This is a genomic window from Streptomyces luteireticuli, from assembly GCF_041519305.1.
GTDB classification, from domain to species: domain Bacteria; phylum Actinomycetota; class Actinomycetes; order Streptomycetales; family Streptomycetaceae; genus Streptomyces; species Streptomyces luteireticuli.
In genome coordinates, this window is sequence record NZ_CP167927.1 from 6,465,050 (window position 1) to 6,478,122 (window position 13,073).

General features: G+C 70.3%; 14 protein-coding genes. 10 read left to right on the top strand and 4 right to left on the bottom strand.

Annotated features, from left to right (window positions below):
• Nucleotides 1-11: 11 nt before the first annotated feature.
• From AB8735_RS29060 to AB8735_RS29075, 4 genes are all read left to right on the top strand, one after another.
• Nucleotides 12-452 (top strand): hypothetical protein, encoded by a 441-nt coding sequence (locus AB8735_RS29060; RefSeq protein WP_372410410.1) that lies wholly within the window; start codon nt 12-14, stop codon nt 450-452.
• Nucleotides 453-579: 127 nt separating this feature from the next.
• Complete coding sequence (locus tag AB8735_RS29065) at nt 580-1,167, top strand: SUKH-3 domain-containing protein (RefSeq protein WP_372410411.1); 588 nt, start codon at nt 580-582, stop codon at nt 1,165-1,167.
• A 315-nt stretch (nt 1,168-1,482) separates the two neighbouring features.
• On the top strand, nt 1,483-1,872 hold the full coding sequence (locus tag AB8735_RS29070; RefSeq protein ID WP_372410413.1) for a hypothetical protein: 390 nt from the start codon (nt 1,483-1,485) through the stop codon (nt 1,870-1,872).
• Between the two features lie 358 nt (nt 1,873-2,230).
• Nucleotides 2,231-3,118, top strand: a complete 888-nt coding sequence (locus tag AB8735_RS29075) for a Dyp-type peroxidase (protein ID WP_372410414.1) — start codon at nt 2,231-2,233, stop codon at nt 3,116-3,118.
• Nucleotides 3,119-3,127: 9 nt separating this feature from the next.
• Here the strand turns inward: AB8735_RS29075 and AB8735_RS29080 are convergent, their stop codons facing one another.
• Together AB8735_RS29080 and AB8735_RS29085 are read right to left on the bottom strand one after the other, a co-directional pair.
• Nucleotides 3,128-3,334: a DUF397 domain-containing protein gene (locus AB8735_RS29080; protein ID WP_372410416.1), complete on the bottom strand. Its 207-nt coding sequence runs from the start codon at nt 3,332-3,334 to the stop codon at nt 3,128-3,130.
• Nucleotides 3,331-4,149, bottom strand: a complete 819-nt coding sequence (locus tag AB8735_RS29085; protein WP_372410417.1) for a helix-turn-helix transcriptional regulator — start codon at nt 4,147-4,149, stop codon at nt 3,331-3,333. The genes AB8735_RS29080 and AB8735_RS29085 overlap by 4 nt, the downstream gene beginning before the upstream one ends.
• Before the next feature lie 132 nt (nt 4,150-4,281).
• Between AB8735_RS29085 and AB8735_RS29090 the strand changes: the two genes are divergently transcribed.
• Complete coding sequence (locus AB8735_RS29090; protein ID WP_372410418.1) at nt 4,282-4,425, top strand: hypothetical protein; 144 nt, start codon at nt 4,282-4,284, stop codon at nt 4,423-4,425.
• Nucleotides 4,422-4,601: a hypothetical protein gene (locus tag AB8735_RS29095; protein WP_372410419.1), complete on the top strand. Its 180-nt coding sequence runs from the start codon at nt 4,422-4,424 to the stop codon at nt 4,599-4,601. The genes AB8735_RS29090 and AB8735_RS29095 overlap by 4 nt, the downstream gene beginning before the upstream one ends.
• Nucleotides 4,602-4,615: 14 nt before the next feature.
• Here the strand turns inward: AB8735_RS29095 and AB8735_RS29100 are convergent, their stop codons facing one another.
• Together AB8735_RS29100 and AB8735_RS29105 are read right to left on the bottom strand one after the other, a co-directional pair.
• Nucleotides 4,616-5,677: a threonine synthase gene (locus tag AB8735_RS29100; RefSeq protein ID WP_372411930.1), complete on the bottom strand. Its 1,062-nt coding sequence runs from the start codon at nt 5,675-5,677 to the stop codon at nt 4,616-4,618.
• A gap of 137 nt (nt 5,678-5,814) precedes the next feature.
• A complete protein-coding gene (locus AB8735_RS29105) occupies nt 5,815-7,518 on the bottom strand; it encodes a PucR family transcriptional regulator (RefSeq protein ID WP_372410420.1) in 1,704 nt (567 codons plus the stop codon).
• 233 nt (nt 7,519-7,751) lie between these two features.
• On the opposite strand from AB8735_RS29105, the gene AB8735_RS29110 reads away from it, so the two are divergent.
• From AB8735_RS29110 to AB8735_RS29125, 4 genes are all read left to right on the top strand, one after another.
• Entirely contained in the window at nt 7,752-8,639 is an 888-nt protein-coding gene (locus AB8735_RS29110; RefSeq protein ID WP_372410421.1) for a xanthine dehydrogenase family protein subunit M, read from the top strand.
• Nucleotides 8,630-9,136 carry a (2Fe-2S)-binding protein gene (locus AB8735_RS29115; RefSeq protein ID WP_372410422.1) on the top strand — a complete coding sequence of 169 codons (507 nt, stop codon included), beginning with the start codon at nt 8,630-8,632 and terminating at the stop codon, nt 9,134-9,136. Before AB8735_RS29110 ends, AB8735_RS29115 begins: the two co-directional genes overlap by 10 nt.
• 3 nt (nt 9,137-9,139) lie before the next feature.
• Entirely contained in the window at nt 9,140-11,518 is a 2,379-nt protein-coding gene (locus AB8735_RS29120; RefSeq protein ID WP_372410423.1) for a xanthine dehydrogenase family protein molybdopterin-binding subunit, read from the top strand.
• Between the two features lie 96 nt (nt 11,519-11,614).
• Nucleotides 11,615-13,066 (top strand): NCS2 family permease, encoded by a 1,452-nt coding sequence (locus AB8735_RS29125; RefSeq protein ID WP_344019713.1) that lies wholly within the window; start codon nt 11,615-11,617, stop codon nt 13,064-13,066.
• Nucleotides 13,067-13,073: the final 7 nt, after the last annotated feature.

Consider the following 13,073-nt stretch of genomic DNA (forward strand, 5'->3'; position numbering starts at 1 on the left):
CAGGAGGGGCGATGTCGGTGCCTGGTGGTTGGGAGTTCTTGGAGGAGCTGCCCGACAAGGTATGGCCTGTGCCGGAAGAGATTGCAGGTCCCACAGGATCCCTGAGTTCTAATTTGGCGATTCGGATGCTCACCAGTGATGCGCTGGGTAACGACATGGTGGCGCTTGTCGGTGACTATCTTGCCGAGGGGGCGCGGTTCAACTGGTGGTTTGGTAGCTATGGGAAGGGAAGGGTTTCCATCCGTCAAATGTCCGAGTGCTCGTCTCTGAGTAGGGAAAGCGTCAGGATGATCTACGAGGCGTGGCGTAAGTTCTCCCAGGTGTACGAAGAATCGAATCGGACGGCAGGGGTGGCGCAAGCTGAGTATGAGGAACTTGAAACTGAACTGAAAGTAGCGATCGGGAGGTTGCGCGGCCGTAGGATGCAGTGGCCTGGCGCCTGGGGGAGTTGATGTTACGACCGTACGGAGTGCGCTTCGGCTCGCGTAGAGGTGCACTGCCTGATTCAGGCGAAGACGGCGGAGGGGGAGGTCATCAGGGGCGGAATCACGCGGACGGTGAGGAGGGCGGAATAATTCAATGCCGACATCAAATGCGGCTGGACATGGTGAACCAGCTCACCCCTGCGGCCGTTGCGTTCGGCTGCAGGAAGATCTGGAGGGTGACTTGTCCACGGTTCGATTCGACTCGCTCAGCCAGGATTCGCTTGGTGCGCTTGCTGCGTCCGGGTGGAGTACGGAGAGAGCCGTCGACGATGGTCAATGGGTGAAGCCATTGCAGGATGAAGGTTATCGGGCCCATCCGTTGGCTAGAGAAGTCCTCAGGGCGCTGGGAGGGCTTTCGGTCGAGCCGGTCAGTCGAGTTGGCCCGAATTTCAACAATGACGAGCCGTACAACTTCGATCCTCTCGTGGCCGGATCAGGCCAGCGTGCCCTGGCTATGGAGGTGGAGAGTGTTCTCGGTGGAGAATATTTCCCCATCGGCGAGTGGCTCAGTTATTCAAGCGTCTTCGTAGAAGTCAAGGGGAGGGTCGTCGCTGCCGGCATGGGTTGGATTTGGGAGCTTGGTCCAACCTTTGAAGATTCTTTGGAGTTGGCGGTCTGCGCGAATCGCCCGTTGGTGTGCCTGCATTCTGATCCGGGACTGGCTCCTTGGCCGCACCCGTAACCCCTTCCACTCCGCCGAAGGCGTTGGTAACCCGCCTGCCGAGCGCGAGGTCAGGGGACGCTCCTTATCTTGACCCGGAATGCGGTGGTGCAGGTCGAGTCGGGGTACGGCGAGAGTACTTTGAGGTAGGCGCTGAGGACTCGGGAATTGGCGGACTATCCAGCGATTATGTACCTCCCGCAAGGCAGCGGAAGCATGATTGAGAGCCTTGAGCAGGCTGGCATCATGGTTACGTGCGACAAGGACGTTCTGCTGGACGTCCTGTCTCCATAGTTCGAATCCGTAACCGGGCAGCTCGTCAAGATAGGAAGACTCATGCGGCCCACCATTGTCCTACTCAGCCCTCTGGCGGACCATCAGAGCATCGTGACTCGACTTCAGCAAGTCGGCGTCTATAGTGAGGGATTGATTCTCGATCTACTCGATCGGGGAGAGTGCAGCTTCGGCGTAGATGTGTCCGGGGATGTTCTGGGGGAGTTCGATGCAGAGGAAGCGGATGAAGTTCGCAACAGGATCGGCGAGTTCCGGGTGATTCTGCTCGAATACTCCCGAGTGTCCTGCGTCCGCGATCTCTTGGGTGAGGTACTTCAAGGAATGTCGGGGTTGCTGGATACGAATTACGGCGAACTGCTCGAGTATGAAGAGGTCCTGGCGCGTTTTCGTCGCGAACCTCTTTGGGATTGGCGCTCTACGGTAGCCGAGTGAGTGTCTCAAATTGCCGTAAGGGTCGATCTATCGATTGGTCCAGCAGAGCACGGTACTTATGCAGGTCGAAATATTGTTTCCGTCCTTGGAGGGGTTCGTGGACTGGATCGGTGACCCAGGGATGGTGCGGGAAGCGCGAAGGCGGCTGAAGTTGTACTCGTGCCAGGGGTGTTGAATGAATCTGCGGGAACTGGTGGACCGAAGAACCGTTTTGGGGCTAGCGGGAACACTGCTCGCAGGGAGTGTGATGGCCTGTCGGCGGACTGGGGCTGACGAGTCCGGGGCAACGGAGGAGGGCGTTCCGCGGCAGGTTCCGGCTCAACTGCGGGGTTCGGCCCCGGCGCCGTACGCATGCGTGATGGCGCTCGATCTGCGGGGCGATGTGCCGGACCGCGCCATGGAGTTGCGCCGATTGGCGCGGGCTGTGGGCGGGAGCGGGGGAATCGCGTTGGGTGCGGGGCTGCTCGGTGGCGGAGCCGGGCGGCCCCGCCATTTGCGGAGGATGCCGACCTTCCCCGGCGATCTGCTGGATCCCAGTGCATCGCATGGCGATGTCCTGGTCCAGATCGAGGCGCGTTCGCGGTCAGCCGCCGCAGAGGCGTCGGACAGATTCCTGAGAGCCGTTCCGGCGTGGAGGCTCCGCTGGCGGATAGACGGGTTCCTCGCGGGCTCCCAGACCGAGCGTGGAAGGGCCCTCACCCGTGACCCCTTCCATTTCACCGAAGGCTTCGGAAACCCACCCACTGAGCGGGAGATCAGGGAACGCTCCTTGGTGCGGCCGGGGCAGGGTGAGCCGGACTGGGCCGTGGGCGGCAGTTACCAGGTCGTCCGCCTGGTGCGACTCGCGACCGAGCTGTGGGACAGGGATTCTCAGGAGGAACAGGAACGGATCATCGGGCGGCGACGGAACGGGCGATGGCTGGACGGGACGCCTGCCGAAGAGCGACCGGACTTTCGGTCCGATCCCAAGGGGTGTGTTACGCCGCTCACTTCCCATGTGCGTATGGCCGCTCCAGATCGGCGGAATCCGCCCCCACTCGTCCGCCGCAGCTATGGTTACGACCGGGGTGACGGCGACATCGGGCTGATTTTCTCCTGTTTCCAACGGGACTTGGCGGCCGGCTTCGAGGCCGTGCAGCGGCGGTTGGAGGGCCAGGAGCTGGGCAAGTATGTTCTCACCTTCGGCGGTGGCTACTTCTTCGTGCCGCCGCTCGGTGATGCGTGGGTGGAGGCGGCATTGCGGTAGCGGGTGCTGTCAGCCGCCGGCATTGATCTCGGTGATGAACGAGCGCCAGGACGGCGAGGAGAAGGTGAGGGACGGCCCTTGGGGGCGTTTGCTGTCCCGTATGGGTATGGCGCCGTGTGTGGCTCTGGAGGGTGCCCACTCGACGCACTGGCCTCCCTGGCCGCTGCTGTAGCTGGACTTCACCCACTCTGGATGTGAATGATCCCGTGTGCTCATCTCGGCAACTCCTCCATCGCCTTGCGCAGTTCGTTGATCGAATTTTCCGGTGAGAGCGCGTCGGCGCGCAAACGCTCGTAGATCTCGTCGGCTGTCACCACGTGTGCGGATGAGTCGATGACGCGTCCCATGCCCTGAGCCTCGGTGTAGAGAGCTGTCGGCTGTTCCTCGAACTTGAGCAGGGTGAAGCTCTCGCCCGCCGGGGGTGCCCCCGTGTCGAAAGGGAGTACTTGCAGGGTGATGTGTGGTGACTCCGAGAGCTCCAGCAAGTGGGCCAGTTGCTCGCGCATGATCGAGGGTGAGCCGACTGTGCGACGGAGACAGGACTCGTCCAGAATCACCCAGACCAGTGGAGGAGCATCACGATCGAGTACGTCCCGCCGCCGCACTCTTGCTGCGACCTTTTCCGCTGTCACGTCGAGGTCCTCACGTGGTGCTGACGCGCGGAAGAGCGCATGGGCGTACTTCTCGGTCTGCAGCATTCCCAGGACAAGGTACGAACTGAAGTCAAGAATCTGCGTCGCCCGCGCCTCCAGCTCCAAGTACGGCAGGAACCACTCCGGATGCCCCCGCCGCGAGGCCCGCTTCCACAGCCGCGTGAACGTCCCCGGCGTGCCGAACACCTCGTCGCAGTGCGCGGCGAATTCCGGCGACCCGATCCGGTCCCCGCTCTCGACCATGGCCACGTACGACTGCCCGTACCGCGCCCCCTCACCGAGTTCCCGCTGGCTCAGGCCCCGTAGCAGACGCCACTCCCGGACCTCCGTGCCATACTCCGAACCCCTGGAAGTCGAACTGTTGGGCGGCTTGGTCAAAGCTCAACGTCCCTTCATCACACGTCACTTGTGATGCCGCCAACCCTGTCGTCAAGAGCGCCGATCGGCAACTCTGGGCCGCACGGTTGATGCCCGCCCGCCGTGGGCGGGACACGCGGAGGATCGAACGCAATGACGGGAACAGTGGTGGTGCCATGTGCGAAATGCCGCAGGATCAAGAGCGCTCATGCCAGGGCGGCGGCAGCCCGGCGCACTGCCGTGGTGGACCGGCTGATCGCCATCATGGGCAGGCACCTGCGCAGGGAGCACGCGTGACGCTCGTGACCCTGCCCCACAGTGCGGGGCCGCCCCTGCGGCGCGACGACCGCTGCCCGGTCTGTCTCCGGCTCCATGACGCCATGGTCGAGGCGGGACGGCGGGGGGACGGCAAGGCGGGAGAGCTGTTCCGCGATGCGCTCGTCCGGCACCGGGAGTTGCGGCACATCTCATGAGGGCTGGGCTCCCCTCACCCCGTCGGCGGCCCCGACTTCAGCCCCGTCCCGCACAGCGGTGCCACCGCGAACAGGCGGTCGCCCTCCACCGGGGGCACGGGCGCCAGCCCCGCCTCCAGGGCCGCCCAGCAGACGGCGGACGTCGGTTCGACGTAGAGGCCGGCGCGGGCCAAGTCACGGTGTGCGGCGCGGATTTGGTCGTCGGTGACCGTCACCACCGTCCCGCCCGTGGCGGCGACCGCCGACAGGATCTGGGCGCCGCGCGCCGGGCGGGCGATGGCGATGCCCTCGGCGATCGTGGGCTCAGGGGTGACAGGGGTGATCCCCGCGGGGGACGCCAGCGGGGCGCAGGCCGCCGCCTGGACGGCGGTGATGACCGGCATGCGGTCGATGAGGCGCTGCTCCAGCAGCTCGCGGCAGCCGAGGTACGCGCCGAGGACCAGGGTGCCGTTGCCGACGGGCAGGACGAGGGACGACGGGAGGCGGCCGCCCAACTGCTCCCAGAGTTCGAAGACGTAGGTCTTCGTGCCGTGGACGAAGAAGGGGTGGTGGACGTGGCTCGCGTAGAAGACGCCGGGCTCGTCGGCCACCCCCGCCGCCGCCTCGGCGGCGGACTCGCGGGGGCCCTCGATGCGGCGCACCTCGGCTCCGTAGGCGCGGAGTTGGCCGAGTTTGCCCTCGGAGGTGGCGGCGGGGACGTACACCGTGCACGGCAGACCCGCCCGCGCGGCGTACGCGGCCACCGCCGTCCCCGCGTTGCCGCTGCTGTCGGCCACCAGCCGCTCCGCGCCCAGCCGCAGTGCGAGCGCGACCAGCACCACGGCGCCGCGGTCCTTGAACGAGCCGGTGGGCATGAGGTAGTCGGCCTTGAGGAGGACGTCCGGGCGGCCGGGCGCGGACACCAGGGGGGTCATGCCCTCGCCCAGGGTGATGCGGGGCGGGCCCGGCACCGGGATCGCCTCCGCGTAGCGCCACAACGTCGGCGGGCGGCGGCCGAGTTCGAGCGCGTTGGGCAGGGACGGCTCGAAGCCGTGGACGTCGAGCAGGCCGCCGCATGCCGTGCAGCGCCAGGGCATGTCCGTCAGCGGATGCAGCCGCCCGCACGAGGCGCATCCCAGGGTCACCTCGATCACCACCCCACCCGTCACCTCCCGAGAACGACTTGAGTCTCCGGCGGTCCACCGGCGGAGGTCAAGATCGAGTCAAGCCAAGATCAGCTCATCCGCAGCGCCAGGAAGAAGTCCAGCTTGTCCTCCAGCCGCGACAGGTCGCGCCCGGTGAGCTGCTCGATCCGGCCCACCCGGTACCGCAGCGTGTTCACGTGCAGGTGCAGCCGCGTCGCACAGCGCGTCCAGGAGCCGTCGCTGTCCAGGAACGCCTCCAGGGTGGGGATCAGCTCGGCCCGGTGCCGGTGGTCGTACTCGCGCAGCGGGTCCAGCAGCCGGGCGGTGAAGGCGCGGCGGACGTCGTCGGGGACGAAGGGGAGTAGCAGGACGTGCGAGGCGAGCTCCTGGTGGCCGGCGGCGCAGACGCGGCCCGGGCGGGCGGCGGCGACGCGGCGCGCGTGCCGGGCCTCCTCCAGGGCGCCGCGCAGGCCCTCCGCGGACAGGACGGGGGCGCTGACGCCGAGGGTGAGGCGGCCGTCGCCGTCCAGCCCCTTCGAGAGGGGGGTGCGGATCACGGCGAGGAGTGCGTCGGCATGGAGGCCGGAGCCGGACGCGTCGGCCGGCTGCTCCGTATCGGTGACGGCATCGGCGACGGTCGCCGGCAGCGGCACCAGCGCGACCGCCTCGTCGCCGGTGTGCGCGACGGCGATCCGGTCGGACGGCTCGGCCCCGACGGCCTCCGGCGCGACCAGCGCCTCCTCCAGCAGGCTCTGGGCGACCGGCCCGCCGGCCAGTTCGTCGCCCTCGCCGTCCGTCCACTCCACCTTCGCCACGACGACCTGCCAGTGCGGGGCGGTGACCGGACCGGGCAGCAGCACGGGCGCGGCGACCCGCAGCCGCGCCGCGATCTCGGCGGGGGAGGCGTTGGTCTGGACGAGCTCCAGCACCTCCTGGGCGAGCCGGCGCCGCACCGTACGGGCCGCGTCGCGCCGCTCCCGCTCGACGGCGATCAGCTGGGTGACGCCGTGCAGCAGGTCCAGCCGCTCGGCGGGCCAGTCGCCGGCGTCGGCCTCGACGGCCAGCAGCCAGTCCGACAGGACGGTCTCGCGGATGTCGGAGGGGCCGGCGCCCGCGCCGCGGATCGGGAACAGCGAGTAGGTGGTGGTGCCGGACAGGACCCGGTGCGGGCCGCGCCGGCCCGAGCGCGCCGCGGCCAGCTGCTCGCCCGCGAGCATCGCGGCGACCTCGGGCGGCAGCGCGGGGCCCGTGCCCGCGAGCGAGGAGCCCGCGATCACGCGGCCGGTGGGGGAGAGCACCCAGGCGCGCAGGTCGAGGTCGGAGCCGAGCAGGTCGAGGACGACCTCGGGGCCGCCGCCCGCCGGGCCCGAGGTCATCAGGCGGCGGTGCCGGTCCACCACGGCCGCCAGGTCGCCCGCGCGCTCGCCGGAGACCTGCCGGACGACGTACTCGGTGATGGATGCGAACGACACCTTCTCGTCCACGGAGAACAGCGGCAGCCGGTGCCGGGCGCAGGCCTCGACCAGGTCGTCGGGCGTGGAGCTGATCTCCGCCTCGCCCGCCGCCAGCCCGGCCACCCCGGCGGTCGCCAGGATGCGGACGAACCGCTCGGAGTCCGCCGGTTCGCGCCGCCAGGCCAGACCGGTGAGGACCAGCTCGCCGCCGGAGAGGTAGCGGCTGGGGTCGCGCAGGTCGGTGGTCATCACGCCGCGTACGGTGCGGTCCAGCTCGTCCTCGCCGCCGAGCAGGCGGAGGCCCAGTGCCTCGGTCTCCAGCAGTGCGCGCAGCCGCATCGTGGGTCGCCGCCGATCTTTCTCGATGTTCTGGGTGTTTCCGGTGCGAAGCCGTGAGGTTTCGAGGCTCCGCCTTTCGTTCGAATCTACAAGACCCGCCCGGCGACCAGCCAACCGCTTCATGGTTTCGGTGACTGCTCGCATCCGGCGGGCCCTCGCTGTACTGGCTGCACGCGGCGCGCACGGACACGGCACACGGACACGGCACACGGCCAACGAGAAGAGAAACGCCCATGGACTTCCTGCGCCCTGCCCGCTGGGAGGAGGCTCTCGCCGCCAAGGCCGAGCATCCCACGGCGGTCCCCCTCGCGGGCGGCACGGACGTGATGGTCGAGATCAACTTCGACCACCGTCGCCCCACCCACCTGCTGGACCTCACCCGCGTCGCCGAGCTGTACACCTGGCAGGACGGCGGGGACCACGTACGCCTCGGCGCCGCCGTCCCCTACGCCCGCGTCATCGACCGGCTGGCCGACGGGCTGCCCGGCCTCGCCCTCGCCGCCCGCACCGTCGGCTCCCCGCAGATCCGCAACCGCGGCAGCGTCGGCGGCAACCTCGGCGCCGCCTCCCCGGCCGGCGACTCGCACCCCGCGCTGCTGGCCGCCGGCGCCGAGGTGGAGGCGGAGTCCGTGCGCGGCACGCGCCTGATCCCCGTCGAGGAGTTCTACACCGGCGTCAAGCGCAACGCCCTCGCCCCCGACGAGCTGATCCGCGCCGTGCACATCCGCAAGGCCACCGGCCCGCAGCAGTTCTCCAAGGTCGGCACGCGCAACGCGATGGTCATCGCCGTCTGCGCCTTCGCCCTCGCTCTCCACCCGGACACGCGCACGGTGCGCACCGGCATCGGCTCGGCCGCGCCGACACCCGTCCGGGCCCGGGCCGCCGAGGACTTCCTGAACGCCGCGCTGGAGGAGGCCCGTTGCTGGGACTCCGGCGCGCCCGTACCACCGTCCGTCGCGGCGGAGTTCGCCCGGCTCGCGTCGGCCGCCTGCAGCCCGATCGACGACGTGCGCGGCAGCGCCGCCTACCGCCGGCACGCGGTCGGCGTCATGGCCCGGCGCACGCTCGCCTGGGCCTGGGGGCAGCACACCACGGGGGAGAGGAACGCACGATGCGCGTGAAGGTCACCGTCAACGGCCGCCCGCAGCAGGCCGACGACGTCTGGGAGGGCGAGAGCCTGCTCTACCTGCTGCGCGAACGGCTGGGCCTGCCCGGCTCCAAGAACGCCTGCGAACAGGGCGAGTGCGGCTCCTGCACCGTCCGCCTCGACGGCGTCCCCGTCTGCGCCTGCCTCGTCGCCGCCGGTCAGGCGCACGGCCGCGACGTCGTCACCGTCGAGGGCCTCGCCGCCCGTTCCGACGGCCCGGAGGGCGAACTCTCCCCGATCCAGCGGGCGTTCGTCGACGCCGGCGCCGTCCAGTGCGGCTTCTGCACCCCCGGTCTCCTCGTCGCCGCCGACGAACTGCTGGAGCGCGACCCGGACCCGTCCGACGCCGACATCCGCGAGGCCCTCTCCGGCAACCTGTGCCGCTGCACGGGCTACGAGAAGATCCTCGACGCCGTCCGCCTCGCGGCGGCCCGCACCGCCGGCTCCGGACGCTCCGGACAGGGGGCCTGAGCCATGCGACCCTCCCGCTCCACCCCCTTCACCCAGCAGAGCACCCGCGGCGGCATCGGCGAGTCCACCCTGCGCCCCGACGGCGGCCTCAAGGTCACCGGGGAGTTCGCCTACGCCTCCGACCTGTGGCACGAGGACATGCTCTGGGGCCACACCCTGCGCAGCCCGCACGCCCACGCCCGCATCGTCTCCCTCGACACCGCCGAGGCCCTGGCCACCCCCGGCGTGTACGCGGTGATGACGTACGACGACCTCCCCGCCGCCACCCGCTACGGCCTGGAGATCCAGGACGCCCCCGTCCTCGCCGACGGCGTCGTGCGCCACCACGGCGAACCCGTCGCCCTCGTCGCCGCCGACCACCCCGAGACGGCCCGCCGCGCCGCCGCGAAGATCAAGGCGGTCTACGAGCAACTCCCCGTCGTCACCGACGAGAAGAGCGCCACCGCTCCCGGCGCCCCCCTGCTGCACCCCCACCGCACCGACAAGCACGCCCCCCACGTCCCGCACCCCAACATCGTCCACCGTCAGCCCGTCGTCCGCGGCGACGTCGCGGCCGCCCGCTCCCGCGCCCACGCCGTCGTCACCGGCGACTACGAAGTGGGCATGCAGGACCAGGCGTTCCTCGGCCCCGAGTCCGGCCTCGCCGTCCCCGCCGAGGACGGCGGCGTCGACCTCTACGTCGCCACCCAGGCGCTCCACGCCGACCTGCGCCAGATCGCCCCCGTCCTCGGCCTGCCCGAGGACAAGGTCCGCATGACCCTCTCCGGCGTCGGCGGCGCCTTCGGCGGCCGCGAGGACCTGTCGATGCAGGCCCACGCCTGTCTGCTCGCCCTGCGCACCGGGCGGCCCGTGAAGATGGTCTACAACCGCTTCGAGTCCTTCTTCGGCCACGTCCACCGCCACCCGGCCACCCTCCACTACGAGCACGGGGCCGACCGCGACGGCAAACTCCTCTACGTCCGCTGCCGCATCGTCCTCGACGGCGGCGCCTACACCTCGTCCTCGCCCTCCGTCGTCGGCAACGCCGCGTCGCTGGCCCTGGGCCCCTACGAGTGCGACAACGTCGACATCGAGGCCCTCGCCCTCTACACCAACAACCCGCCCTGCGGGGCGATGCGCGGCTTCGGCGCCGTCCAGGCGTGCTTCGCCTACGAGGCCCAGATGGACCGGCTCGCCGACGAACTCGGCCTGGATCCGGTGGAGTTCCGCCGCATGAACGCCGTCTCGCAGGGCTCGCTCATGCCCACCGGCCAGGTCATCGACGCCCCGGCCCCCGTCGCCGAACTGCTGCGCCGCGTCAAGGCCCTGCCGCTGCCGCCCGAGCGCCAGTGGGAGTCCGCCGGCGGCTCCGCCGACCTGCGGGCGCTGCCCGGCGGGGTGTCCAACACCACCCACGGGGAGGGCGTCGTCCGCGGCGTCGGCTACGCCGTCGGCATCAAGAACGTCGGCTTCTCCGAGGGCTTCGACGACTACTCCACCGCCCGGGTCCGCCTGGAGGCCGTCGGCGGCGAGGCGGTGGCCACCGTGCGCACCGCGATGGCCGAGGTCGGCCAGGGCGGCGTCACCGTGCACGCCCAGATCGCCCGCACCGAGCTGGGCGTCGCCCGGGTCACCATCCAGCCCGCCGACACCCGTATCGGATCGGCCGGTTCGACCTCCGCCTCCCGCCAGACGTATGTCACCGGCGGCGCGATCAGGGCCGCCTGCGAGGCCGTCCGCGAGCGGGTCCTGGAGATCGGCCGGGCGAAGTTCGGGACGTACCACCCGGCCTGGGCCACCGCCGAACTCCTCCTGGAGGGCGGCAAGGTCGTCACCGACGGCGGGGAGGCGCTGGCCGACCTCGCCGAGGTCCTCGACGGCGAGGAGCCGGTGGAGTGCGAACGCGTCTGGCGCCACCGGCCCACCGAACCCTTCGACGTGCGCACCGGGCAGGGCCGGGGACACGTCCAGTACTCCTTCGCCGCGCACCGCGCCGTCGTCGAGGTGGACACCGAACTGGGCCTGGTCAAGGTCGTCGAGCTGGCCTGCGCCCAGGACGTCGGCAAGGCCCTCAACCCGCTCTCCGTCCTCGGCCAGATCCAGGGGGCCACCGTCCAGGGGCTCGGGCTGGCCGTCATGGAGGAGATCGCCGTGGACCGCGCCACCGGCCGGGTCCGCAACCCCTCCTTCACCGACTACCTCATCCCCACCGTCCTCGACACCCCGGCCATCCCCGTGGACATCCTCGAACTCGCCGACGCCCACGCCCCGTACGGGCTGCGCGGCGTCGGCGAGGCGGCCACGCTCTCCGCCACCCCGGCCGTCGTCGCGGCCGTCCGCCGGGCCACCGGCCTGGCGCTGAACCGCGTACCCCTGCGACCGGAGCACCTCACGGGGACGTGACGTCCCCCGTACCCCCCACCCTGTACCCCCCACCCCGGGCCGTCCCCCGGGTCGTGTGGTCGCCGCCCGTCATCGGCATCCCAAGGAGCAGGCACCATGACCCAGTCGTCCCTCGGGCCGGCCGTCACGGCCGGGGGCGGGTGTCCCCCGCCCCGCAGGTCCTGGCCCGACCGGTACTTCCGCATCACCGAACGCGGCTCCACCCCCGCCCGCGAAGTACGCGGCGGCATCACCACCTTCATGGCGATGAGCTACATCCTCCTGCTCAACCCGCTGATCCTGTCCGGCAAGGACGCCACCGGCCGCACCCTCTCCCACGCCGGGCTCATCACCGCCACCGCGCTCGCCGCCGCCGTCTCCACCCTCCTCATGGGCCTCGTCGGCCGCGCGCCGCTCGCCCTCGCCGCCGGGCTCGGCGTCTCCGGGGTGCTCGCCGGGCAGGTCGCCCCGCACATGAGCTGGCCGCAGGCGATGGGCATGTGCGTCGTCTACGGCGGGGTCATCGTCCTGCTCGTCGTCACCGGGCTGCGCGAACTCGTCATGAACGCCCTGCCGTTGGCGCTCAAGCACGCCATCACCATGGGGATCGGGATGTTCATCGCCCTGATCGGCCTGGTGAAGGCGGGGTTCGTGCACGCGGGCCCGAAGGGCGGCGGCCCGGTCACCCTGGGCCCGGCCGGCGAACTGGCGGGCTGGCCCGTCCTCGTCTTCTGCGCCACCCTGCTCGTGGTCTTTATGCTCCAGGCCCGGGGAGTCCCCGGCGCCATCCTCATCGGCATCATCACCGGTACCCTCCTCGCCCTCGCCGTCGACGCCTTCGCCCGCCCCGGCGCGGGCGCCTGGCAGGCGGGCCCGCCCGAACTGCACGGCGGCGCGGTCTCCATGCCCGACTTCTCCCTCCTGGGCCACGTCGAGTTCGGCGGCTGGGGCTCGCTCGGGGCCCTGACCGTGGGCGTGATCGTCTTCACCCTCGTCCTCGCGGGCTTCTTCGACGCCATGGCCACCATCATCGGCGTCGGCACCGAGGCCGGACTCGCCGACGACCGCGGCCGCATGCCCGGCCTCAGCCGCGCCCTGTTCGTCGACGGCGCGGGCGGCGCGATCGGCGGCCTGACCGGAGCCTCCGGCCAGACCGTCTTCGTCGAGTCCGCGACGGGCGTCGGCGAGGGCGCCCGCACCGGCCTGTCCGCCACCGTCACCGGACTCCTCTTCGCCGCCTGCCTCTTCCTCACCCCGCTCACCCGCATCGTCCCCGGCGAGGTCGCGGCGGCGGCGCTGGTGGTCATCGGGGCGATGATGATGGGCAACGCACGGCACATCGACTGGAACGACCGGGCCGTGGCCGTCCCCGCGTTCCTCACCGTCGTCCTCATGCCCTTCACCTACTCCATCACCGCCGGCGTCGGCGCGGGCGTCATCGCCTACACCGCGATCCGCACGGCCGAGGGCAGATGGCGGGAGCCGGGCCCCTTCATGTGGGTGCTGACGGCGGTCTTCGGTATCTACTTCGCACTGCACCCGATCGAGGAATGGCTCGGCGTCAAGTGATTAAGCA